The organism is Phaeobacter sp. 11ANDIMAR09 (assembly GCF_001294455.1).
Lineage (GTDB): Bacteria > Pseudomonadota > Alphaproteobacteria > Rhodobacterales > Rhodobacteraceae > Pseudophaeobacter.
This window is the reverse complement of the sequence record NZ_LIKT01000004.1, coordinates 174,036-198,032: the sequence shown is the minus strand read 5'-3', so window position 1 is coordinate 198,032 and position 23,997 is coordinate 174,036. Positions and strand designations below refer to the sequence as shown.

Genomic DNA, 23,997 nt, shown 5'->3' with positions numbered 1-23,997 from the left:
GGCCCCCGTAGGGCCTGATCAGGAGTTTCCTCAATGAAAGATTCCAACTTCCTAAAGGAACATAATGCCAAATCGCTTTGGCACCCTATGGCACATCCTGCCGACAGCCAGGCCAACCCGCCTGCCATTATCACCGCAGCATCAGGCGTGCGGATCAAGGATCTGGATGGGCATGAGGTGATTGATGCGGTTGGCGGCCTCTGGAACGTCAATCTTGGGTTCTCTTGCCAGCCCGTCAAAGACGCTATTGCCGCCCAGCTGGACGTGCTGCCCTATTATTCCACTTTTCGCGGCACCAGCAATGATCAGGTGATCCAGCTGGCCGAGATGCTGCGTGATTTCTTTGCCCCCGACGGGTTAACCCGGGCCTTTTTCACCTCTGGCGGTTCGGATTCGGTGGAAACTGCCCTGCGCCTGGCCCGGCAATACCACAAGGTGCGCGGCGAAGCGGGTCGCACCAAGTTCCTCAGCCTGAAAAAGGGCTATCACGGCACCCATATGGGCGGGGCTTCGGTCAACGGCAATGCCAATTTCCGCACCCAGTATGAGCCGCTCTTGCCCGGCTGCCACCATATTCCGGCGCCCTACACCTATCGCAATCCTTTTAACGAAAGCGACCCGGAACGGCTGGCGCAGCTCTGCCTACAGGCCCTAGAAGATGAGATTGCCTTTCAGGGCGCGGGCACCATTGCGGCCTTTATCATGGAGCCGATCCTTGGCGCTGGAGGTGTCATCCCGCCGCATGAAAGCTTTATGCCCGGCGTGCGGGAGATCTGTAGCAAACATGGCATCTTGTTGATTGCTGATGAGGTTATCACCGCCTTTGGGCGTACTGGGTCCTGGAGCGGCTCGCGGCATTGGGGGGTGCAGCCTGATTTCATGTGCACTGCCAAGGCCATCACCAATGGCTATTTCCCCTTTGGCGCAGTGATGATCGCGGATGCGGTGGCAGAGGTATTTGAGCAGGATGAAACCGGGCGGGCTGCCATTGGTCACGGCTATACCTATTCCGGCCATCCGGTTGGCGCCGCGGCCGCTCTGGCCTGTTTGGAAGAAACCCTGCGCCTGGATGTGCCGACAAACGCGGCGGCCAGGGGAAAAGAGCTGCATCAGGGGTTGCTGGCGCTACAGGACAAATACACGTTGATTGGCGATGTGCGCGGTGGCCATGGGTTGATGTGCGCTATGGAGCTGGTTGCAGATCGCGACAGCAAGGCAGCCGCAGACAAAAAGACCACGGCTGTTCTGCAAGAGGTCACCTATCAAAACGGCGCCATGGTGCGCGTCTCCGGCCCCAATATCATTCTGTCGCCGCCGCTGGTTCTCAGCTCGCAGGACGTTCAGGGCATCCTCTCTGCCCTGGACGCCGGTTTCTCGGCTGCAAGCTAGGCCTGCCACAGGCGCCACCGCAGCCGACCATGGGTCGGCTGCCACCAGATACCATGGCGGGCCCGAAGCATTTGCTTCAGGCCCGCTGCTTCTCGTAGCGCCGCTTCCGCGGCGCTGCAGTTCTATATGGTAAGATCGGCGGCTATCGCAGAGCCCGCCCACCTCACCAAGCCCAACCGAGTCACCTCCTAACCTACGTCAGACAAAATGAACGTAGAAATCCCGCATGCCGTCCCCTTCCAGATCTCGGGTCTTGCGCACTTCCTTGCGCTTCATAAACACATGGTTGGCAACCAACTCGGCTCCCACTGCCTCTGACAAAACGGTATCGCGCTCCAAATCCGCAACCGCGCCCTTGAGATCAATCGCCGTTCCCTCCCGCGCATCTGTGCGGTCAAATCCGTCGCCGGTCTCCATGGGAGGCAATTCATAGCCCTTCTCCACGCCCAGCAATGACGCCTGCAGAACGGCCGCCACAGCGGTATAGGGATTAGAGGAGGCATCCGCCATCCTATGCTCCAGCCGCGCTTTGGCCCCACCTTCAGAGCTGATCCGCGTGGTCACATTGCGATGATCCCCGCCCCAATTCTGCCAATAGCCCGACAAAGACCCCGGCTGCAGCCGCATATAGCTGTTCGCGGTGGGCGCGATCAGCCCGGCAAGGCCTTTGTGATGCTGCAACACGCCAGCCAGACAGCCCCGTGCCAGATCATTCATATGTTCAGGTCCGCCGCGCGGCCCCGAGGAAAGCGCATTGCCCCCAGCCTCATCCACAAAAGAGAAGTTGATGTGCATGCCAGAACCACCGGCCTCGGCCACGGGTTTTGGCATGAAGGTCAGAACAATTCCGTATTCCAACGCAATCTCACGCGCCATCAGGCGGAACAACACAATGTCGTCCACTGCCTTTACCGCATCATCAAAGGTCAGCGTGTATTCAAACTGCGGTGAATCAAACTCAGCCGTGATCATATCGAGCGAGAATCCCATCTCATCCGCCATGGCCCAGATCCGGTCATTGAACCTCAAAGGATCGGCGAAAGGCCCAGTGCCATAGACCACGCCACCGGGCGCATCATAGGGCATCAGCCGCCCTCGATCATCCGCTTGAAGCGCATAGGCCTCCAACTCAATCCCAACCTTTGGACTCAGCCCCTTTGCTTGCCAGCCTGCAACTGCACGTTTCAGCGCGCCCCGCGGGCAAAGCGACAGTGGCGCACCCTCAACATCATAAAGATCGCCCAGAACAACCTTGGTCGAGGCATGCCAGCTGTCGCGGATATCATCATGCTGCCAGCGCAACTCCATATCCGGCATCCCCTGCTTGACCAAAGACCCCGGCGCATCCAGCAGATCGCGGTCATAATGGGTGCCAAAAACGGAGCGGCAAAACCGCGTATCCCCATCGCCTATCTTGGAGTTCGGCAGGTATTTCCCCCGCATGATGCTGAGGTGGTCACAAAACATCGCGCGCAGGCGGGTCTTCATGGCAAAAATCCTTCCGGCTGGAGAAATCGAATTGGCACGGCTGCAATAAAGAGATCACAGCTTCTGCTGCACATTACTTAACATATTTAGCGCCTATGCGGCACAGGTTTTTCCCTGCGGCAAGCGCCGTTCGACACTCAGCGCGGTGTGACCCGCACTGGCAATGACTTTATGCCCCCAACAAAATTGGAGCGCAGGAATTTCTGCTCTCCGGCAGCTTCGATATGGCTGATCCGTTTCGCCAGTTCCTGAAACAGAACCGTGACTTCCAGCCGGGCCAACCACATGCCTAGGCAAACATGCGGACCAAACTGACCAAACGACAGATGGCGATTGGGGCTGCGCATCAGATTGACCCAGAAAGGATCTTGAAAATAGCTGTCATCCCGATTGGCCGAGATGAACCAATACAAAACCTTGTCCCCCGCCCGGATCAGTTTGTCATGCATTTCAACATCCCGCGTCGCTGTGCGGCGAAAATAGAGCGCAGGCGTAGCCCAGCGGATAATCTCATCCGCCGCTGTCTCCCAAACCGCCCCCCCGGCCTGCATCTGCGCCAGAAGCTCGGGCTGATGGCACAGGGCCTGAATGCCCGCAGCAATCGAATAGCGCGTGGTGTCATTGCCCGCCGCCACCAAGAGGCAAAAGAAATTGCGAAACTCTGTTTCAGTGATGGTAGAGCCATCCTTGGCAGGCTCCAAAATCATGTTGAGCACCCCAGAGGTATCCCCCGCCTTTGCCTTATCCGCCATCAACTCCTTGGCGTAAACATAGAGCTCCGCCCCGGCAGGTGAGTTAAACGGCATCATCCGGTATTCATCCGTCTGCAGCTTATCCATGACATGGGCGGTGAAATCCGGGTCGGTATTGGCAATCAGCGCATCGCCTTTCTCGACCAACCAAGGCAGATCCGCTTCTGGCAGCCCGACCACGCGCCCCAGCATCCGCATCGGCAATTGTCGAGCAATCTCCTTAGTGGCATCAAAACTGCCCCTTTCCAGCACCGGATCCAATATCTCAGCGCAGATATCACGAATTTCCTGCTCATACTGCGCCATTGAGGTCTTGGAGAAAGCCTTCATCAGCTTCATTCGCACCTTGGAATGCTCCGGCGGGTCGGTCTCTTGAAAGGTCCGGCGCGCCAGGTATTCCTCATAGCTCTGATCCTCCATGCGGATTCCGCGTGCCGAGGAAAACAGCTCTGTGTTCTTGTTCATCTGGGTGATGTCGTCATAGCGGGTCACCGACCAGAAATTTTCGCCCCCCTCATATTCCGTCCAATGCAGGGGATCGTCACGGCGCAGCCGGGCAAAGGTGTTGTGCGGCGCGCCAGAGGCAAAGGTGTCGTGACTGCTGAGATCGGCAAAGCCGTCGTCCTGCGGTGTCCAGATCGTCATGAGGGGCTTCCCGAATGGTTGCTTTGTGTATATTATTAGACCCCATAAATATGTAAATATAAAACTTCAGAGCCCAAACATGCACTTAGCAATTCTGGTCACCAATACAGACACAAGCCCCTTTGCCGCCCAGCACCCTTTGGATGGTGAAAAATTCACGCGGCTGATCCATTTGGTCCGACCAGATTGGTTGACGACGGTATTTCAAACACACCAAGGGCAGTTCCCATCAGACATAACCGCCTTTGACGGCGCCATGATCACCGGCAGTCCGGCATCCACCCGAAGCGGCCTGCCCTGGATTGCGCCGCTGCTGACCCTCATCCAGCAGATGCACGAAATCCGGTTTCCGCTCTTTGGCGCCTGCTTTGGACACCAGGCCATTGCTCTCGCTTTGGGGGGGGCTGTGGCGAAAAACCCAAATGGCTGGGTGCACGGCCTTATCCCCAATCAATCATGTGCAACCTTGCCCTGGGCGCAGCAGCTTGAGACAGAATTCAGCCTCTATGGCTCACATAGCGAATATGTCAGCAAACTGCCTCAACAGGCCCAGGAATGGGCGACCAGTACCGGGCTCAACGCCGGCTTTTGCATTGGACGTCAAATCTGGACCAGCCAGCATCACCCGGAAATGAGCCCAGACTTCATCGCGGCCCTTACTGAGGAGATGCGCACCGAGTTGGGTCCAGATCTCTACTCCCAGGCCAAAGCCAGCCTTGCCATATTGGCAGATCAAACCGCCTTTGCAGAATGCCTCGCCTGCTTCTTTGAACAAACATCCAGAGCGCCACTCTAGCAAAGTCAGCCCCCTTCATTTGGCCAAAAATATGCCCGCCGGAGGCAAAAGCCCGCTTCAACCCAGCGCCGCGAGCAGATCCATCACGGTCACCTGATCAAATTGCACATGCTGGATCATACGCCGCTCCGCCTCTGGCTCGTTATGGGCATAGATCAACTCGGCTATCTCGCGGTGCTCCTTTGCGGATTGCGCAATTGATCCCGGATATTGATAGCGCGCCCGGTAATAGGCCATCAGCTTACGTGCATTGGTCTTGATCATCTCGACCAAGAACGGGTTCCCGGCCCCAAAGGCAACGCCCGCATGAAACTGCAGGTTCAGCTGATAGTAGCCATTGGGATCTCCATCGCCTTTCTTCGCGGCATGAGCTTCACAGGCCTGCACCACCCGCTCCAATTCCTGTCTTTGCCCCTGGGTCATCCGCCGGGCGGCCAAGCCAGCCGCCTGACCTTCCAGGTTTGCATGCACCTCCAGAATAGCCAGAAACTCTTCCAGGCTCGGCTTGAACAGCACCGCCCCTTTGCGGGGCAGGCGCCGGATCAGGCCGGCAGCCTCCAGCTGAATAAGGACCTCACGGATTGGCGTGCGCGACACCGAATGCCGCTGCGCCAGTCCGATCTCGTCCAGCACATCTCCCGGGTTCAACTGTCCCGCATCGATATCGGCAAGAATCGCATTCAATAGCCCTTCGCTCTGCCCTGCCACTGGTGTTGCCTCTTTCCGCTACAAGTCCCGGATTGACCATAGGTGGCAGGCCGGGACAAGGCAACAAAGCGACCGCTGAGCTAGTCCTCCAACAGCGCCCCAAGCCGCTCAAATGCGGTCAGAAAATCCTCTTTGAAATCCTGCACCACAGCACCTGCCGACATGGCCTGGTTCATCAAACCAACCCCCTGGCCAACCCAATAGGTGGCCAGATCCTGCGCGCCGACATGGCCCTTCTGGGACATCAGATCAATCCGGTGCAGCGCGGGCTCTGACACTAGGGTCTGCAATGGCATCGGCAGCGGTGTGGGCGCGCCCTTACCTTCCCAGGCCTCGGTCCAGGCGCTGACCAGCTGGCGCGAGGGCTTGCCGGTGCGCGAGCGTGAGCGCACGGTGTCGCGACTGCTGGCCGCCAGCATCTTTTCCTTCACCACTGGATTGGTTTCCGCCTCTGCCGTGGTCAGCCAAACCGAACCACACCAGGCCCCTGCTGCCCCCATGGCCATGGCTGCGGCCATCTGACTGCCGGTGGCAATACCGCCTGCGGCCAAGACCGGAATGCCGGAGCCTGCAATGGCCTGCACCACCTCCGGCACCAGTACCATGGTAGAAATCTCTCCGGTATGCCCCCCGGCCTCACCGCCGGCGGCAATGATCACATCCACACCCGCCGCAACCTGGGCGCGGGCATGTTCTGCCGTGCCCACTAGCGCGCCGACCGCGACCCCCTGCGCCTTGCCGCGCTCCAGCATCTCCTGCGGCGGCAGGCCCAGCGCATTGGCGATCAGAGCAATTGGATGAGAAAAGGCCACATCCAGACTGCGCCGCGCCCCCTCGGCGCTGATGTTTTCACGAAACACCAGCTGCTCGGCCCGCACCGGATCGAGGTCTCCGGGTTCAACCCCGTGTTTCTGCATCACGTCATCTGCAAAATCCTTATGCCCCTCAGGCACCATGGCCAGGATGGCGGCGTCGGGAATGTCTTCCCCCTTGGCCTCAAACTTATTGGGCACGATAAGGTCAACACCATAGGGTTTCCCATTCACATGTGCATCAATCCAACTCAGCTCTTCTTCCAGCTCCTCTGGCGACATCATGGCGGCGCCAAAGACCCCCATACCACCGGCATTGGTGACCGCTGCCACCACATCGCGGCAATGAGAAAAAGCAAAAAGCGGAAACGCAATTCCAAGCCGTTTACAAAGTTCCGAGTTCATCCCTTGTTCTCCTGTGTCGGCTTTGCCTGTTCAATCTGCACCAAAAGATCGCCCGCCTTCACCTGGCTTGGCGCCGTGACAGCCACCTCGCGCACGGTTCCTGCCACCTCGGCCAGAATCTCATGCTGCATCTTCATCGCCTCCAACACCGCCAGTCGGGTGCCCATCTCAACCGGGTCCCCAGCGCGGACGCAGAGCTCCAGCAGATTGCCGTGCATCGGGGCGCGCGTTTCACCACCACCAGCCGCAGTAGCAGCTCTGGCCCCAGCCCGCTGTCGGGTCACTTTCATCAGCCGCCTGCCGGTGGCGAGAAACAGATCATCCCCGACCATCAGATGGCTGCGCAGATCCATACGCAGCCCATCCAGCCGCAGGCAATCGCCCTGCTGTTGCAGAAGATGTTCCACTTCACCAACCTGTACCTGAATGCCATCGCGGCTCTCGCGCAGCAGCACTGTCGCCCGCTCGCCAGCTTCCTCCAGCACCATCCGCGCCTGCAAAGCGCCTTGACTGGACCACCCCATCAGCTCTGCCGGGGTCTCTGCCTGCTTGGCCAATGCTGCCTGATCTGCGCGATAAATCAATGTCGCCGCCAGTGCCAAATCAGCGCTGGTGATTTTGGACGGAACCAGTGGATCAAAGTGATCGCCAATAAAGCTGGTCGTCGCCGCCCCTTGGGCAAACTCGGCATGGCCCAGGACATCCATCAGGAAATCGCGGTTGCAGGCCGGTCCAAAAATTACGGTGTCACCCAACGCCGTAATCAGCCGCTCCAGCGCCTCTGAACGGGACGCCCCATGGGCGATGAGTTTGGCCAGCATCGGATCATAAAAGGCCGAAACCTCCTGCCCCGAAACAATGCCCGCATCCACCCGGATGCCCGCCCCTGTGGCAGGCTGCCAATGGTGAATCTGCCCGGATTGAGGCAAGAACCCCTGGCCGGGATCCTCGGCATAAAGCCGCACCTCGATGGCATGGCCCTTCAGGGTCACATCATCCTGTGCCACGCCCAGCGCCTGACCGCGCGCCGTGCGAATTTGCAGCGCCACCAGATCAAGCCCAGTGACCATCTCCGTGACGGGGTGTTCCACCTGCAGGCGGGTGTTCATCTCCAGGAAATAGAAAGCGCCGCTTTCGTCCAGCAGGAACTCCACCGTTCCGGCGCCCAGATAGTTGATCGCGCGGGCGGCTTCCACGGCGGCAGCCCCCATCTCAGCGCGCAGATCTGGCGTCATCACCGGACAGGGGGCTTCCTCCACCACTTTTTGGTGGCGGCGCTGCACCGAACAGTCGCGCTCCCCCAGGTGGATGGTATGGCCCGATGCATCGGCAAAGACCTGGATCTCTACGTGACGCGGGCGCATCACCGCCTTTTCCAGGATCATCTCCTCCGAGCCAAAGGCCGACAGCGCTTCGCTTTTGGCCAGCTCCAGCGCCACTGCAAAATCGACCTCCGAAGTGACCAGCCGCATGCCACGGCCACCGCCGCCCGCTGCGGCCTTGATCATCACCGGATAGCCTATCTTTGCCGCCTCGGCCTGCAACACCACAGGAGATTGATCCGCTCCTTCATAGCCGGGGACGCAGGGCACCCCGGCTTCGATCATCCGGCGTTTCGCGGCTGCCTTGTTCCCCATCAGGGCAATGGCCTCGGCGCTGGGGCCAATAAAGGTAAGGCCTGCCTCGGTGCAGGCCGCGGCGAATTCGGCGCTCTCCGACAGGAAGCCATAGCCGGGATGCACCGCCTGCGCCCCTGTTTCCTTGGCCGCCGCCAGGACCTTGGCCGCATTGAGATAGCTATCCCCCACAGGGCCTGCGCCAATGCAAACGGCTTGATCGGCAAAGACGACATGGGGGCTTTGGGCATCGGCCTCGGTGTAGACCGCGATACATTTGATCCCCATCGCACGCGCTGTGCGCATGACACGCAGGGCGATCTCGCCGCGATTGGCCACCAGGATTGAGTTAAACTGTGCCATTGTCTGGTCCTCTCCCATCAGGCCCGCCCCACGCCAAAGGCATTGGGGTTGAGGTCACGACGACGTGCCTCGATGCAGGTGGCCAGGCAAAAGCCAATCACCATGCGGCTGTCGCGCGGGTCGATCATCCCCATGTCAAGCATGCGCCCGGAGGTGAAAAACGCATCAGACTGGTTGTCAAAATGCGCCGCGATCCCGGCGCTCTGCTTGGCCAAGCGGGCTTCATCCACTTCAACACCCTTACGCTCCGCCGTGCGCCGCGCCACCTGTTCCATGGTCAGGGCCGCCTGTTCGCCGCCCATCACACCCGTCATGGCATTGGGCCAGGTGAACAGGAAATCGGCGCCAAAAGCATGGCCACACATGCCGTAGTTGCCCGCGCCAAAACTGGCCCCGGTATAGAGCGAGATCTTGGGCACCCGCAGATTGGTCACCGCCTGGATCATCTTGGAGCCATGTTTGATCATGCCTGCGCGCTCATAGGCGGTGCCAACCATATAGCCCGTGGTATTGCCCAGAAAGATCACCGGGGTGCCCGCCTGATCCATCGCCTGCAGGAAATGGGTCGCCTTGGTTGCGCCATCGGGATCAATCGGGCCGTTGTTGCCCAGGATACCAACGGGCTGCCCCATGATATGGGCCTGCAAACAGACCAGGGCGGGGCCGTAATGCGGTTTGAAATCGCGCAAACGCGAGCCATCCACCAGCCGCGCGGCCAGCTCGCGCATGTCGTAGGGTTTGCGATAATCGGCGGGAATGGCCCCGGCCAGTTGCTCGGGCTCATACTTGGGCGCGTCGTAGGCCATCGGCGCGTTGGCGCAGCTCTGCCAGCCAAGCCCCGCAACCACATCACGGGCGATTTCCAGCCCATGGGCATCATCCTCGGCCAGATACTCCACCAGGCCGGTGATCTCGGCGTGCATCTCCGCGCCCCCCAGATCCGCGTCCTTGGCTATCTCGCCCGTGGCCGCCTGCACCAGCGCGGCCCCGGCCAGCATCGCCATACCGTTGCCTTTGACCCCGATCACATAGTCCGACAGACCCGGCTGATAGGCGCCGCCCGCGGTCGAGGCCCCGTGCAGCACGGTGATCACCGGATTGCCCGCCGCCGAGAGCCGCGCCAAACCGGCGAACATGCCGCCGCCATGAGCCCAAAGCTCAACCGTGTAGCGTGTGAGATCAGCCCCGGCGCTTTCGACCAGATGCACAAAGGGCAGTTTCTGCTTTAGGGCGATGTCGATCGCGCCCAGCGCCTTATCCACCGATTTCCCCGTCATCGCGCCAGCATTGATGCCCGCATCATCAACAAAGACCATGCAGCGCACCCCCGAAACATAGCCGATCCCCAAGAGGATCGAAGCTCCCGGAATAGACGTCTCAGGGTTTGGATCATCCACCAGATAGGAGGCCATGTTGTAGAGCTCGACAAAGGGCATGCCGGGATCCAGCAGCGCCGCCAGCCTCTCACGCGGCGACAGCTGGCCGCGCTTGTCAAAGACCGGGCGGCGCTGTTCCGATTTGGCTGCGGCGCGGGCTTCCAAGGTGCGCATCCGCTCGACCTGCGCCAGCATATCAGCCCGGTTCTGGGCAAAGCTGTCACTGGATGTATTGATCCTGCTTTCAAAAGCCTTCATCGGCATGTCCTACTCATCGGATAGATTTTGCGAAGCCCAGGCACGGCGGCATTGCCTGCCTGCCCAGTGGCCCGTGGTCTTGTTTTTTTGTGATACATCATTCCTGCCCCTGCAGCCGCGCCAACAGATCTGCATCCACCGCAATCGGCACGGCCAAAAGCAACTGACCATACCCCTTTGCCTGCGGATCATTGCGCAGTGATGAAGTACCACCACCGCCCAAAGCACCATGCAGCAGAATGTTCATCGAGGCCGACCCCGGCAGATAGAAACGCTCAATCTCGCCATCACAGAAATGGCCATAGACTTTCTGCAGATGCGCGGGCGTCAGCCCCGCCCAAATCCAGGGCATACACGCCGGATCACGGGCCATGACGCCGATATTGGCGATATCTCCCTTGTCGCCGCTTCGGGCCCAGGCCAGATCGACCAAGGGCACTTCGACAATCCGCGCAGGTTTGGGAGCGTCTGGCACCTGAACCAAATCCGCGGCAACGGCTGCGGGTCCCGGCGCCGGAGACCAGTCCAGAACTCCTGCCTCATCCGTTATTTGCACCCGGACCTGATCCTTGGGTGTCAGATAGGAGAATAGCGCCAAAACAGGCGAAGGCTTGGGCCGCGCCCCGGCAAAACCACTTAGCCCCGGAGGTGTGGCCAACCCCAGCCCTGTGGCCTCTTTCAGAAACAGCCCGACTGCCCGGGCATCCGGGTGGCGCAGCGCGATCTTCACCGCCACCTCCCGCGCTGGTTCTGAGCTGCGCAGGACGCCAAACTGGCTCTCGGCGCCCAGTAATTCAATGCTGACATCCGTGTAATCCGGGGCCTGCAGCCGCGTCAGGGTCGCGCGACAACGTTTGAGTACCGTATCGGCAAAATGCTGCGCCTTGGCCTCGGCCTCCAGCCCATAGAAGGTAAAGATATGCCCAGAGCGATAGCCATCGGCCCAGGTCAGGCAGGTCTTGTAACTGTCTGGCACCCCCAGCCCGCGCGCGCCCGACACCCGCACCCGGTCAGGGCCTGTCTCCTCGAGGGTCACCTGAGAGAAATCACAGGCGACATCAGGCAGCAGATAGGCTTGCGGATCGCCAATCTCGTAGAGCATCTGCTCGCCCACGGTGCCGCGCGAGACCTTGCCGCCTGAACCCTCGGGCTTGCTCACCTCAAAAGAGCCATCCTCAAACACTTCAGCAATCGGGTAGCCGATCTCGACCAGCCGATCCGCCACCTCGCGCCAATCGGTGAAGTTTCCCCCGGTGGCCTGCGGGCCGCATTCCAAAATATGCCCTGCGAGGCTGCCGCCTGCCAGCGCGTCCAGATCATCGGGCCCCCAGCCAAAGTGGTGAATCGCCGCGCCTAGGGTGACGGCACTGTCGACACAGCGCCCGGTAAGGACAATATCTGCGGCACGGTCCAGCGCCGCCGCCACGGGAAAGGCGCCCAGATAGGCATTGATACTGGATATCTTGTTCGCCGGCGGCAGCGAGGTTCCGCGAAACATGTCTTGTGGCGCCTGCCTTGCAATCGCGTCGCGCTGCGCCAACAGGTCATCTCCGGTGATCACCGCCACTTTGAGCGCGAGCCCCTGTTTTTCAACCTCGCCTCTCAGCGCTTTGGCACAGGCTTCCGGGTTCATGCCCCCGGCATTGGAGATGATCCGCACCCCTTGCCGTGCAATCTCAGCCAGATTTGGCGCCATGGCTGTGGTCACAAAGTCGGTTGCATAGCCGGCTTCGGGGTCTTTGGCGCGCGCCCGCGCCAGGATCGCCATGGTGATTTCAGCCAGGTAGTCATAGACAATAAAATCCAGCCCCCCCGCCGCCAAGAGCTGCGGCGTGGCCTGACTGGCATCTCCCCAAAAACCGCTGGCGCCACCAATGCGCAACCCCTGTGACATGTCTTCCTCCTGCCTGCCCAACTCGAGATCGTCGGACGGCTTGGCAGTGCCACAACAGACCGATCGTTCTGTTTTAATCTGAACAAGCCCTACCCGTGCCGCAAGCAAAAACAACACCGCTCGAGAAACGACGTGAAGTAACAAGGCGAGAGAAACACGTTACACGATTCTCAATTCATGAATAATTCTGTTACGTTTTACTTGCCTCGAATCATCAAGATGCTTAACACCGACCCAACGGTCGGCTTATTTTGCCGCCAAATCAGGAGACGCGAACACCATGGATGCATTCATCTGCGATGCCACCCGAACCCCGATTGGCCGCTACGGCGGCGCTCTGAGCCAGGTGCGCACCGACGACCTCGCAGCCGAACCTCTTGCTGCGCTGGTTGCCCGCAACCCGCAGGTGGACTGGGCCAGCATTGATGATGTGATCTTTGGCGACGCCAACCAGGCAGGCGAAAGCAACCGCAACGTCGCCCGTATGGCCGCGCTGCTGGCAGGCCTGCCGGTGGATGTGCCCGGCACCACCATCAACCGGCTCTGCGCCTCTGGCATGGACGCCGTGGGCATGGCCTCGCGGGGGATCCGTTCTGGCGACTATGATATGGCCATCGCCGGCGGTGTCGAAAGCATGAGCCGCGCGCCCTTTGTGATGCCCAAGGCAACATCGGCCTTTACCCGCGCCAATGCGGTTTATGACACCACCATCGGCTGGCGCTTTATCAACAAGAAGATGCAGGCGATGTATGGCACTGATTCAATGCCACAGACCGCCGACAATGTTGCCGAGGACTATGGCATCAACCGCGCGGACCAAGACGCCTTTGCCGCCCGCAGCCAAGCCCGCTGGGCAGCGGCACATGAAGCAGGTATCTTTGGGGATGAAATCACCCCGGTCTCGGTCCCCCAGCGCAAAGGCGATCCGGTTGTTGTCGACACCGACGAGCACCCCCGCCCCGGCACAGGTGCCGACAAGCTGGCCAAGCTCAAAGGCGTCAACGGCCCCGACCTGAGTGTCACCGCCGGCAATGCCTCTGGTGTCAACGATGGGGCCGCCGCTATCCTGATGGCCAACGAGGCCGCCGCCGCCAAAAACGGTCTCAAACCCATGGCCCGCATCGTCGGCATGGCCGCCGCCGGGGTCGAGCCCCGCGTCATGGGCATTGGCCCGGTGCCTGCCACTCGCAAGGTTCTGGCCCGCACCGGCCTGACGATCGAGCAGATGGATGTGATCGAGCTGAACGAAGCCTTTGCAAGCCAGGGTCTTGCCACCCTGCGCGAATTGGGCGTCGCTGATGATGCGCCCCATGTGAATCCTAACGGTGGCGCCATCGCCATCGGTCACCCTCTTGGCATGTCCGGCGCTCGTTTGGTGCTGACAGCCGCCTATCAATTGCAACGCACCGGTGGGCGCTATGCGCTGTGCACCATGTGTGTCGGCGTCGGTCAGGGCACCGCCCTGATCCTCGAACGCGTTTAAGCCAGCAACCCTATACGGGAGGAGCAAGTCATGTATGCACAGATGGTACAATCCGAAGCGAGCACCGATGATCCGGAAAAGCTGGCCGCCTTTCAGGCCCGCATTGATGCCGGAGAAAAGATCGAACCCAAGGACTGGATGCCTGCGGGCTATCGCAAGACCTTGATCCGCCAGATCGGTCAGCACGCGCACTCGGAAATCGTCGGCCAGCTGCCCGAAGGCAACTGGATCACCCGCGCGCCCACGCTGGAGCGCAAGGCGATCCTGTTGGCCAAGGTCCAGGATGAGGCCGGTCATGGGCTGTATCTATATTGCGCCGCCGAAACGCTGGGTGTCAGCCGCGATGAGCTGACCGAAATGCTGCTGGACGGGCGGATGAAATACTCCTCCATCTTCAACTATCCAACGCTGAACTGGGCCGATATGGGCGCGGTCGGCTGGCTGGTAGATGGCGCGGCAATCATGAACCAGGTGCCGCTGCAGCGGACTTCCTTTGGGCCCTATTCGCGCGCCATGATCCGGGTCTGCAAAGAAGAGAGCTTCCATGCCCGCCAAGGCTTTGACGCCATCCGCAAGATGGCGACAGGCACGCCCGCGCAGAAGAAAATGGCCCAGGACGCGGTCAACCGCCTCTGGTTCCCGGCCCTGATGATGTTTGGGCCCTCGGATGCGGATTCCGTGCATTCGACCCAGTCGATGGCCTGGAAGATCAAGATGAACACCAATGACGAGCTGCGTCAGAAATTCGTCGACCAGACCGTGCCACAGATTGAATTCCTCGGGCTCGACCTGCCGGACGAAGGCATCACATGGAACGAAGAGCGTGGTCACTATGACTATTCCGACCCCGACTGGTCCGAGTTCTTTGACGTGATCAAGGGAAACGGCCCCTGCAATACCGACCGTCTCGCGGCCCGCAACAAGGCCTGGAAAGACGGGGAATGGGTGCGTGACGGATTGCTGGCCCATGCCCGCAAGAAAGCCGCCCGCAAACACGCCGCCGAATAAGCAGCCAAGTAACCTAACGATTATGCGCCCTGCCCGATCTCGCAGGGCCGCCACAGCCAGGAGAACTGAGCTATGAAAAACGAATGGCCCCTCTGGGAAATCTTCATCCGCGGTCAACATGGCATGAGCCACCGTCACGTTGGTTCGCTGCATGCGCCCGACGCCGAAATGGCGATCAAGAACGCCCGCGATGTCTATACCCGCCGCAACGAAGGCGTGTCGATCTGGGTGGTTGAGGCCAACAATATCGCAGCCTCTTCGCCCAGCGACAAAGGCCCGCTGTATGAGCCATCTGAGAGCAAGGTCTACCGTCATCCGACCTTCTTTGACATTCCTGACGAAGTGGGAGCGATGTAATGGCGGCGCCGCTCACAGATAATGAGGCCCTGTTTCAGTTCCTGCTGCGCATGGGCGACAACACCCTGATCCTGGGGCACCGGGTCAGCGAATGGTGTGGCCATTCTCCGGTTCTGGAAGAGGACATTGCCCTGGCAAATACCGCGCTGGATCTGATTGGTCAGACCCAGATGTGGCTGGGCCTGGCGGGTGAAGTTCAGGGCGAAGAGAAATCGGCTGACGATCTGGCGTTTTTGCGCGACGTCTGGGATTTTCGCAATGTGCTGCTGGTTGAGGTTCCAAATGAAGATTTTGGCCGCACCCTGATGCGCCAGTTCCTGTTTGACGCCTGGCATTCGATCCAGCTGGGGCATCTGATGAAGTCCTCAGATGAGCGCGTCGCGGCCATCGCGGCCAAGACCAGCAAAGAGGTTGCCTATCACCTGGAACGCTCTGCCGACACGGTTGTGGGTCTGGGCGACGGCACCGAGGAAAGCCACGGCTACATGCAGGCGGCGCTGGACTATCTGTGGCCCTATGTGGGTGAGATGTTTGTCTCAGATGAGGTCGATGCCGCCATGGCCAAAGCGGGCATTGCGCCTGACCCGGCATCACTGCGCGCCGATTATGACGCGCTGATCGGGCGGGTGCTGGCAGAGGCCACGCTGAACATTCCCGACAGCGGCTTTGCCCATAAGGGCGGGCGCAATGGCAAGATGCACACCGAGCATCTGGGCCATCTGTTGACCCAAATGCAGTGGCTGCAGCGCGCCTATCCCGGCGCCAGCTGGTAAAACAGGACTGGCAATAAACGAAATGAAGGCAACGCCTGCCCCTGGGTGGGTGCGAAAGCGCCCTCCCGAGGGGCGGGTCGGGCGCTGCCCGGCCTCACGGCCGGGAAAAACACCGCAACGAGGACCGCACATGAGCCAATTACATGAACAGCCAAGTGTAGACCAGATCTGGGAATGGCTTGACGCCGTGCCCGATCCTGAAATTCCGGTGATCAGCCTTGTGGATCTGGGCATCATTCGTGGCGTGGACTGGCAAGAGGATACGCTCGTCGTCGCTGTCACGCCGACCTATTCCGGCTGCCCGGCAACCGCGATCATCAACCTCGATATTGAGACCGCTCTACGCGAGCACGGCCTGGACAAGATCCAGCTGAAGACGCAGATCTCACCACCCTGGACCACCGATTGGATGTCTGAGAAGGGCCGCGCCAAACTGGAAGAGTTTGGCATTGCCCCACCGCAGGCGGCAGGTGGGCCGGAACGCTGCCCCAATTGCAAAAGCACCAACGTCACCCGTGTGAGCCAGTTTGGCTCCACCCCCTGCAAGGCTCACTGGCGCTGCCAGGACTGTCTTGAACCCTTTGATTATTTCAAGTGCATCTGAGGAGAGCTCCATGGCGCGCTTCCACCAACTCGAAGTTACCGATGTCCGCAAAACCATCCGCGATGCGGTTGTGGTTTCCCTAAAACCCGTCAATGGCGCGGCTGCGGAATTTGATTTCACCCAAGGCCAGTACCTGACCTTCCGTCGCGACTTTGATGGCGAAGAGCTGCGCCGCAGCTATTCGATCTGCGCCGGCAAGGGCGATGGCCTCCTGCAGGTTGGCATCAAACGGGTCGATGGCGGGGCTTTCTCCACCTGGGCCAACACGGAATTGCAGACCGGCGACATGCTGGAGGCAATGCCGCCCATGGGCAGCTTCTTTACCCCTCTGGATGCGCGCACGGCCAAGAACTATCTTGGCTTTGCCGGCGGTTCCGGTGTTACCCCGGTCCTGTCGATCCTAAAGACGACCCTGGAAGCCGAGCCGGAGTCCAGCTTTACGCTGGTCTATGCCAACAAGGGTGTGAACACGATCATGTTCCGCGAGGAGCTGGAAGATCTGAAGAACATCTACATGGGTCGCTTCAACGTGATCCATATCCTGGAATCCGATGCCCAAGAGATTGACCTGTTCACCGGACTGGTGACTGAGGAGAAATGCGCCCAGTTGTTCGCGCACTGGATCGACATCAAATCCGTCGACACCGCCTTTATCTGCGGGCCAGAACCCATGATGCTGGGCATTGCCTCTGCCCTTCGCACGGCAGGTCTGGACGACAGCCAGATCAAGTTTGAGCTCTTTGCCAGCGCCCAGCCCGGCCGCGCCAAGCGCAAAGAAGGCGCGACCGATGCTGCTAGTGCCGGCAATCAGGCCACCGCAGCGATCACCCTGGATGGCTCGACCCAGACGGTGCAGATGGGCAAGGATATGACCATTCTGGACGCCGCTTTGGAAAACGCCATGGACGCGCCCTATGCCTGCAAGGCCGGGGTCTGCTCGACCTGCCGCTGCAAGGTGATCGAGGGCGAAGTGGATATGGTCGCCAACCATGCGCTGGAAGATTACGAGGTCGAAAAGGGCTATGTGCTCTCCTGTCAGGCCTTCCCGGTCACCGACAGGGTTGTTGTCGATTACGATCAGTAACGCGTTTAAGAGGAAGGATATTTCATGCCTGAAGACATGAGCATCGAGAGCTATCTCGCCCAGGGTGGCATGTTGAGCAATCCTGCCAATGTGCCGCCGCGCTACCGTGCCGCGCTGCTGAAGTTGATGGCCACCTTTGTTGACAGTGAACTGGCAGGTGCCGCCGGTTTTGCCGAAATCATCAACGAGGGTCCCGGCATCAAAGCCCGGATTGCCGCTGCCAAGATCGTGCTGGAGAAGAGCGACAACGCCGACCGCGTCCTGCGCATCATGGGAGAGTTTGGCGCCGATACCGAACGCTACGCCGATCACCACCCCTGGACTGCACGGCTTGAGCGCGGCGCCGATATCGGACAGCAACGCTCGGACCACGACATGCGGCTGGCCGTGTTTAACTATCCGCTGGAAGGCTGGGCCGATGCGGTGGTGATGAACCTGCTGATGGGACGCGCCGTTGCCGTGCAGCTGGCCGAGTTCTCTCTGGTCTCCTACCAGCCTCTCGCCGAAGTCTTCCGCGCCCTGGCACCGATTGAGGCCCGCCACGCTGAGCTGGCCGAAGAAGGCCTGGAGCGCTTGATCCAAGAAGCCGGCAAAGGCGATCTGCAGGCTTCGATTGACTATTGGTGGCCGCGGGTCGCCGCGAGCTTTGGCAGTGAGGCCTCAGAGAAGTTCGACGGTCTGAAAGCCATGGGGCTGCGCCGCACTCCCAATGCCGAGCTGAAGACCCGCTGGCAGGCAGAGGCCGGTGCAAGACTGGCAAAGCTGGGCCTGACCCAGCCCGCCTAAAACTTTGACAGATTGCGCTTGGCCCAGCAAAAACGGGATGAGCCTCGATCAAAACACAGGCCAACTCTGCGCGCTCCAACAGGAGCGCGCAGCTATTTCTGCTGCTTGCGCTGGTGCTCTGCCGCCAAAGATCAAATGCCCGCCAAAGGCAGGACACCCTGTCAAAAAAGGTCTGGCCCTATGACCTTTTCCCTCCTAGATTTGCCGCAAACAAAGCGATGGGGGATATGATGGCCGTAGGCAGAAACATTCGCACCTATTTTCAGGGCACATGGCACGATGGCGATGTCGCCCTTATGAAGGGGGCAGATCACGCCATGTGGCTGGGCTCTTCGGTCTTTGACGGGGCGCGGTTCTTTGATGGGATGACCCCGGATCTGGATCTGCACTGCGCTCGCACCAATGCCTCGGCCAGGGCCCTGTTGATGTCCCCCACCCTCGAAACCAGCGCGATGGTCGAGATCGCTTTGGAAGGGCTGCAGGGCTTTGCGCCGGGCGCCGCCGTCTACATCCGGCCGATGTATTGGGCCACGAGCGGGGATGCAACAACCATTGCTCCGGCCCCCGAAAGCACAGAGTTTGCGCTCTGCCTGGAGGAAATCACCATGGCGTCCGCCGAAGCCAGCGCAACCCTGACCCGCACGCAGTTTCGCCGCCCCGTACTGGAGAATGCGGTCGTCAATGCCAAGGCCGGCTGTCTCTATCCCAACAATGCGCGGATGCTGCGCGAGGCCCAGAGCCGGGGCTTCAGCAATGCACTGGCCTTGGATGCCATGGGCAATGTGGCAGAAACCGCAACCGCCAATATCTTTATGGTGCGTGACGGGGAGGTCTTTACCCCGATTCCAAATGGCACCTTTCTGGCCGGAATCACCCGGGCCCGTCATATCGCCAACCTGCGCGCTGATGGGGTCACCGTGCATGAGACCGTTCTGGGACTAGGGGATTTTGAGGAGGCCGATGAAATTTTCATGTCGGGCAATATGAGCAAGGTCACCCCGGTCACCACGTTTGATGAGCGCAGCTACCAGATCGGCCCCGTCGCAAAGCGGGTGCGGGAACTCTATTGGGACTGGGCTGCAAGCCAGTAAGACCATCACTTTCATTTGCTTGGTGCTGTGCACAGGGAAGCAAATGCTCCCGCCCGTCCCCAATGCCTCTTTGAGGCACAGGGATCCCGTTGGGGGTGGCGCCGTGCAAGGCACGGCGCGGCAGCGCCCTTTTCTGCGGTTGAGTGCAGAAAAGCTGACGTCCCTCTTCCTACTGTCGCGAAGGGCCTCTGGCTCCCTCCTCGGCTCTGAAACCGAGCTGAAACAAAGGCAGCGACATCACAGCAGGGACCGCGCCGCGCCAGCGGCGCCGGGCCCAACTGTGAATGGGATCGCAGATCCCATGGAGCAGGCGGGAGCTCCCCCCTCTGCAGCCAAGCGGCACTGCAAGCCTTCGGATCTGCCAGCGGTGTCGCAGCGATAGTGAAACAGGGCTATTGTTGCGCGGAGACTAATGCGTCATGATCCTCGATGGAGCAACCAGAGGCCAAAAATGCGCAAATTCCTTGTTGTACTGGATGACAGCCGTGAATGTCTGAACGCAATGCGTTTTGCCGCGATGCGTGCGGCAAAAACAGGAGGCGGCGTCGCTATTCTTTCCGTCATCCCTCCGGATGATTTTAATCACTGGATTGGCGTCGGTGAAGTGATGCGGGAAGAAGCCCGCGAACGTATCCATGCCCATTTTGAAGTCTTTGCAAAATGGATGCGGGACCGCCAGGGCGTTGACCCAGAGCTGATCATACGTGAAGGGGACGCTGTTCCTGAAATCATGAGCCAGATCGAAGCCGATTCCGAAATTGGCGTCTTGGTCTTGGGTGCAGGAGACGACCGAAAGGGCCCTGGTCCTCTGGTCAGTCAACTCAGCAAATCCTCTGGCAGCCTGCCAGTTCCAATCACAATTGTGCCCGGGGACCTGTCGAAAGACCGCCTGGAGGCCATCACCTGACAACTCGCCAGTTCCGCCCCTCTAGCGAGCGATCTTGAGCCGCGACCTCGGCGGGCAGATCCACCAGAGATCCACAATCGCCGGGCTCAGGCGCGCAAAGGGGATTGCGCGAAATGGGGCTTTAGTTTAGAATCATTCTAAACCTTGACTTGATGCCCCTGCGGGCGCATATCCCCTGAGACGCTTTATGGAGGCCCGAGATGTTCATTCAGACCGAATCCACCCCAAACCCGGCGACATTGAAATTCCTTCCTGGCCAGACTGTTCTGGACGCGGGAACCGCAGATTTCCCCAGTGCTGACTCGGCTGACGGCTCGCCTCTGGCCACCCGCATCTTTGCCGTCTCCGGCGTCGCGGGTGTGTTTTTTGGCAATGACTTTGTCACCGTGACCAAGACAGAGTCCGTAGAATGGGACCATATCAAACCCGCCATCCTCGGCGCCATTATGGAGCATTACCAATCTGGTCAGCCCATTATGGCTGCAGGGGGTGAACAATCCTCTGGGCACGCAGAACATACCGGCGAAAACAGCGAGATCGTGGATCAGATCAAGGACCTTCTGGACAGCCGCGTGCGGCCCGCTGTGGCGCAGGATGGTGGCGACATTACCTTCCATGGTTTTGATCGCGGCGTTGTCTATCTGCATATGCAGGGCGCCTGTGCCGGCTGCCCCTCTTCGACCCTGACCCTGAAGATGGGTATCGAAAACCTGCTGCGCCACTATATCCCCGAGGTGACCGAGGTCCGCCCGGTTGCCGTCTGAGGCAAGCCAGCCCCCCTTTACCGCGCGCTGCTACTGTGGCGCCTCCCGCCTCAGCTTGAGCCAGGCACCGCTGACGGCCGCCTATTGCCATTGCAGGGATTGCAGACGTTGGACAGGGGCGCCCCTGGGCGCCTTTGCCGCCTTTGCTGCCGCCGCCCTAACGGTAGATCCGCCGCTGGCCGCCGGAATTTCACTGGCGCCCGGCGTGCGGCGCTGGAACTGCCCGGCCTGTGGTTCGCCGCTGGCCGCCCGCTTCGACTACCTGCCCGGTCAGGTCTATATCCCCCTTGGCATCCTCGACCAGGCCGATCAGGTCGCGCCGCAAAGCCACAGCCATGCTGCGGCAGCGCTGCCCTGGTTACATCTCAGCGATGACTTGCCACGAGAGGCCAGCTCTGCCAGAGAGCGGCTGAACGCGTCACGCAAGGATTTCTAAAATGGTTCAGAGGGCTGATCCCCCCCTTGTTCTGGGCTTCGACACCTCGGCGCCCCATTGTACGGCTGCATTGCTGCGCGGAGATCAAATCCTCGCCCAGAGCTTTGAAGCGCACACCCGCGGCCAGGCCGAACGGCTGATGCCAATGCTGCAAGAAGTGCTGGCAGAGGCAGGCCAAACCTGGAGCGCGCTCACCGCCATCGGCGTTGGAATTGGTCCTGGCAATTTCACCGGCATCCGCATTGCCGTCTCCGCGGCCCGCGGACTTGCGCTGGGGCTCAAGATTCCCGCTGTGGGCGTCGATGGGTTTGACGCCCGTGAACAACAGGGCCATCTGGCGGCAATTCCAGCGCCACGGGCTCAGGTCTATTGCCGCCTCTTGGGGCAGGCGCCGCGTCTGATGCCGGAGTCCGAGGCCAGTGATGCCGCGCGCAGCGCCGGGCTGGTGTTTGCGCCTGAGGCCTCGCCGGCGACTTTGGCACAGCGAATCGCAGAACTGGCGGCCACGCGTTACCCGACCTGCACGACCTCACCCGCACCACTGTATCTACGCGCTGCTGATGCGGCCCCCGCGCGCGACCTGCCGCCACAGCTGATTGATGGATAAGGCGCCCTGCCCCCAGCAGATGGCGCAGATCCATGCCTCGGCCTTTACCCAGTCCCGCCCCTGGTCAGCTGCTGAGTTCTCGGCCCTCTTGAACAGCCCATTGTGCTTTGCCAGTGGTGACGCACATTGTTTTGCATTGGTGCGGATCATCGCTGATGAAGCTGAGTTGCTAACAATAGCGACCGCCCCTGGATTTCAACGCCAGGGGCGTGCCCGCGCCGTCATGCACAATTGGCAGTGCCAGGCCCGGGCGCGCGGGGCCACCACCTGCTTTCTGGAAGTTGCCGCAGACAATACCGCCGCTCAGCACCTGTACCGGGCCGAGGGATTCGCCCCCTGCGGTCGTCGCAAGGCCTACTATCCCCGGCCAGATGCCGTTGCGACCGATGCAATTGTCATGCAAAAAGAGTTCCCTTAGGCAACCTGCGCGGATTTCGCACCACTTGGTCAAAAAGCGGTTGACCCCCAGCCCGACCAAAGGGCTAAATTGCCGCACCTATTGATAACAATCCCCGCGGGGCCCAGGCGACCCCCTATCCGGTCACCCGATCACCACTGCGCGGAATAACAAACCGGGAGTACCCTAATGACGCTGATGAAATCCTTGATGGGCGCTGCGGCCACGCTGGCTCTTTCTGCTGGTGCGGCCCTGGCCGAACCCGCCCTGATCTTTGACCTGGGTGGCAAATTCGACAAGAGCTTTAATGAGGCCGCCTTTGGTGGTGCCCAGCGTTGGGCCGAAGAAACGGGCGGAACCTTCCGCGAGATCGAACTGCAATCCGAAGCCCAGCGCGAGCAGGCCCTGCGCCGCTTTGCCGAAGCAGGTGCCAACCCCATCGTTACCATGGGCTTTGGTATGGCAGATCCGCTCAGCTCGGTTGCCCCCGACTATCCCGACACCAAATTTGTCGTGATTGACGTCACCTGGCTGGATGCGCCAAATATCCGTCAGGTCGGCTTTGCCGAGCACGAAGGCTCTTACCTCGTTGGCATGATGGCGGCGATGGCGTCCAAATCCAATACCGTTGGCTTTGTGGGTGGCATGGATGTGCCGCTGATCCGTCACTTTGGCTGCGGCTATGCCCAGGGCGTCAAAGCGGTGAATCCAGATGCCACAGTGATTGCCAATATGACCGGCACCACCCCTGCGGCCTGGAACGATCCCGTCAAAGGCTCCGAGCTGACCAAAGCGCAGATCAGCCAGGGTGCTGATGTTGTCTATGCCGCAGCAGGCGGCACTGGTGTCGGCGTTCTGCAAACCGCCGCAGATGAAGGCATCCTATCCATCGGCGTGGACAGCAACCAGAACCACTTGCACCCCGGCAAGGTCCTGACCTCGATGCTGAAACGCGTCGACGTCGCCGTCTATGAAGCTATGTCGGCGGGCGAAGCGGTTGAAACCGGCACCTACTCCATGGGTCTGGCACAAGAGGGCGTCGGCTATGCGCTGGACGACAACAACGCCGCTTTGGTCAGTGATGAAATGAAGGCCGCTGTTGACGAAGCACGCCAGAAAATCATCGACGGCGAGATCGAAGTTGTCTCTTACTATGCGGACAACAGCTGCCCTGCGCTGAAGTTCTAATCAGAAAGCC

Annotated in this window: 23 protein-coding genes; 16 read left to right on the top strand and 7 right to left on the bottom strand. The window is 60.3% G+C overall.

What is annotated here, in order from left to right; genetic code table 11:
* The first annotated feature begins 33 nt into the window (after positions 1-33).
* Positions 34-1,389: an aspartate aminotransferase family protein gene (locus AN476_RS05245; RefSeq protein WP_054459927.1), complete on the top strand. Its 1,356-nt coding sequence runs from the start codon at positions 34-36 to the stop codon at positions 1,387-1,389.
* A gap of 198 nt (positions 1,390-1,587) precedes the next feature.
* Here AN476_RS05245 and AN476_RS05240 read toward each other — a convergent pair whose 3' ends face one another.
* Both AN476_RS05240 and AN476_RS05235 read right to left on the bottom strand, forming a co-directional pair.
* Positions 1,588-2,877 (bottom strand): glutamine synthetase family protein, encoded by a 1,290-nt coding sequence (locus AN476_RS05240; protein WP_054459926.1) that lies wholly within the window; start codon positions 2,875-2,877, stop codon positions 1,588-1,590.
* Between the two features lie 137 nt (positions 2,878-3,014).
* The gene (locus AN476_RS05235; RefSeq protein ID WP_054459925.1) at positions 3,015-4,274 is read right to left on the bottom strand and encodes a cytochrome P450; all 1,260 of its coding nucleotides are present in this window, start codon (positions 4,272-4,274) and stop codon (positions 3,015-3,017) included.
* A 79-nt stretch (positions 4,275-4,353) separates the two neighbouring features.
* Between AN476_RS05235 and AN476_RS05230 the strand changes: the two genes are divergently transcribed.
* A complete protein-coding gene (locus tag AN476_RS05230) occupies positions 4,354-5,070 on the top strand; it encodes a type 1 glutamine amidotransferase (RefSeq protein WP_054459924.1) in 717 nt (238 codons plus the stop codon).
* Positions 5,071-5,127: 57 nt separating this feature from the next.
* On the opposite strand, the gene AN476_RS05225 is transcribed toward AN476_RS05230, so the two are convergent.
* From AN476_RS05225 to AN476_RS05205, 5 genes are all read right to left on the bottom strand, one after another.
* Positions 5,128-5,778: a GntR family transcriptional regulator gene (locus AN476_RS05225; protein WP_054459923.1), complete on the bottom strand. Its 651-nt coding sequence runs from the start codon at positions 5,776-5,778 to the stop codon at positions 5,128-5,130.
* Positions 5,779-5,858: 80 nt separating this feature from the next.
* Positions 5,859-6,995 (bottom strand): nitronate monooxygenase, encoded by a 1,137-nt coding sequence (locus AN476_RS05220; protein ID WP_054459922.1) that lies wholly within the window; start codon positions 6,993-6,995, stop codon positions 5,859-5,861.
* Complete coding sequence (locus tag AN476_RS05215; RefSeq protein WP_054459982.1) at positions 6,992-8,974, bottom strand: acetyl-CoA carboxylase biotin carboxylase subunit; 1,983 nt, start codon at positions 8,972-8,974, stop codon at positions 6,992-6,994. The genes AN476_RS05220 and AN476_RS05215 overlap by 4 nt, the downstream gene beginning before the upstream one ends.
* A gap of 17 nt (positions 8,975-8,991) precedes the next feature.
* Positions 8,992-10,608 (bottom strand): acyl-CoA carboxylase subunit beta, encoded by a 1,617-nt coding sequence (locus AN476_RS05210; RefSeq protein ID WP_172684793.1) that lies wholly within the window; start codon positions 10,606-10,608, stop codon positions 8,992-8,994.
* A 97-nt stretch (positions 10,609-10,705) separates the two neighbouring features.
* Positions 10,706-12,502, bottom strand: a complete 1,797-nt coding sequence (locus AN476_RS05205; RefSeq protein ID WP_054459920.1) for an acyclic terpene utilization AtuA family protein — start codon at positions 12,500-12,502, stop codon at positions 10,706-10,708.
* 280 nt (positions 12,503-12,782) lie between these two features.
* On the opposite strand from AN476_RS05205, the gene pcaF reads away from it, so the two are divergent.
* From pcaF to AN476_RS05135, 14 genes are all read left to right on the top strand, one after another.
* Positions 12,783-13,985, top strand: a complete 1,203-nt coding sequence (gene pcaF / locus AN476_RS05200; RefSeq protein ID WP_054459919.1) for a 3-oxoadipyl-CoA thiolase — start codon at positions 12,783-12,785, stop codon at positions 13,983-13,985.
* 30 nt (positions 13,986-14,015) lie between these two features.
* Entirely contained in the window at positions 14,016-14,993 is a 978-nt protein-coding gene (gene paaA, locus AN476_RS05195; protein ID WP_054459918.1) for a 1,2-phenylacetyl-CoA epoxidase subunit PaaA, read from the top strand.
* Positions 14,994-15,065: 72 nt separating this feature from the next.
* Positions 15,066-15,350, top strand: a complete 285-nt coding sequence (gene paaB, locus AN476_RS05190) for a 1,2-phenylacetyl-CoA epoxidase subunit PaaB (RefSeq protein ID WP_054459917.1) — start codon at positions 15,066-15,068, stop codon at positions 15,348-15,350.
* Positions 15,350-16,123: a 1,2-phenylacetyl-CoA epoxidase subunit PaaC gene (gene paaC / locus AN476_RS05185; protein WP_054459916.1), complete on the top strand. Its 774-nt coding sequence runs from the start codon at positions 15,350-15,352 to the stop codon at positions 16,121-16,123. The genes paaB and paaC overlap by 1 nt, the downstream gene beginning before the upstream one ends.
* A gap of 130 nt (positions 16,124-16,253) precedes the next feature.
* Positions 16,254-16,727 (top strand): 1,2-phenylacetyl-CoA epoxidase subunit PaaD, encoded by a 474-nt coding sequence (paaD, locus tag AN476_RS05180; RefSeq protein ID WP_054459915.1) that lies wholly within the window; start codon positions 16,254-16,256, stop codon positions 16,725-16,727.
* Between the two features lie 10 nt (positions 16,728-16,737).
* Positions 16,738-17,811, top strand: coding sequence for a 2Fe-2S iron-sulfur cluster-binding protein (locus tag AN476_RS05175; protein WP_054459914.1), 1,074 nt, complete (start codon positions 16,738-16,740; stop codon positions 17,809-17,811).
* A gap of 24 nt (positions 17,812-17,835) precedes the next feature.
* Complete coding sequence (locus AN476_RS05170) at positions 17,836-18,597, top strand: Phenylacetic acid catabolic protein (RefSeq protein WP_054459913.1); 762 nt, start codon at positions 17,836-17,838, stop codon at positions 18,595-18,597.
* A gap of 230 nt (positions 18,598-18,827) precedes the next feature.
* Positions 18,828-19,688: a branched-chain amino acid aminotransferase gene (locus AN476_RS05165; RefSeq protein ID WP_054459981.1), complete on the top strand. Its 861-nt coding sequence runs from the start codon at positions 18,828-18,830 to the stop codon at positions 19,686-19,688.
* A gap of 451 nt (positions 19,689-20,139) precedes the next feature.
* Positions 20,140-20,595: a universal stress protein gene (locus AN476_RS05160; protein ID WP_054459912.1), complete on the top strand. Its 456-nt coding sequence runs from the start codon at positions 20,140-20,142 to the stop codon at positions 20,593-20,595.
* A gap of 200 nt (positions 20,596-20,795) precedes the next feature.
* Positions 20,796-21,359, top strand: coding sequence for a NifU family protein (locus AN476_RS05155; protein ID WP_054459911.1), 564 nt, complete (start codon positions 20,796-20,798; stop codon positions 21,357-21,359).
* The gene (locus AN476_RS05150) at positions 21,349-21,795 is read left to right on the top strand and encodes a GFA family protein (protein WP_054459910.1); all 447 of its coding nucleotides are present in this window, start codon (positions 21,349-21,351) and stop codon (positions 21,793-21,795) included. The genes AN476_RS05155 and AN476_RS05150 overlap by 11 nt, the downstream gene beginning before the upstream one ends.
* Position 21,796: 1 nt before the next feature.
* Positions 21,797-22,402 (top strand): tRNA (adenosine(37)-N6)-threonylcarbamoyltransferase complex dimerization subunit type 1 TsaB, encoded by a 606-nt coding sequence (tsaB, locus tag AN476_RS05145; RefSeq protein ID WP_054459909.1) that lies wholly within the window; start codon positions 21,797-21,799, stop codon positions 22,400-22,402.
* The gene (gene rimI / locus AN476_RS05140; protein ID WP_253279833.1) at positions 22,395-22,820 is read left to right on the top strand and encodes a ribosomal protein S18-alanine N-acetyltransferase; all 426 of its coding nucleotides are present in this window, start codon (positions 22,395-22,397) and stop codon (positions 22,818-22,820) included. Before tsaB ends, rimI begins: the two co-directional genes overlap by 8 nt.
* A gap of 168 nt (positions 22,821-22,988) precedes the next feature.
* Positions 22,989-23,987: a BMP family protein gene (locus AN476_RS05135; protein WP_054459908.1), complete on the top strand. Its 999-nt coding sequence runs from the start codon at positions 22,989-22,991 to the stop codon at positions 23,985-23,987.
* Positions 23,988-23,997: the final 10 nt, after the last annotated feature.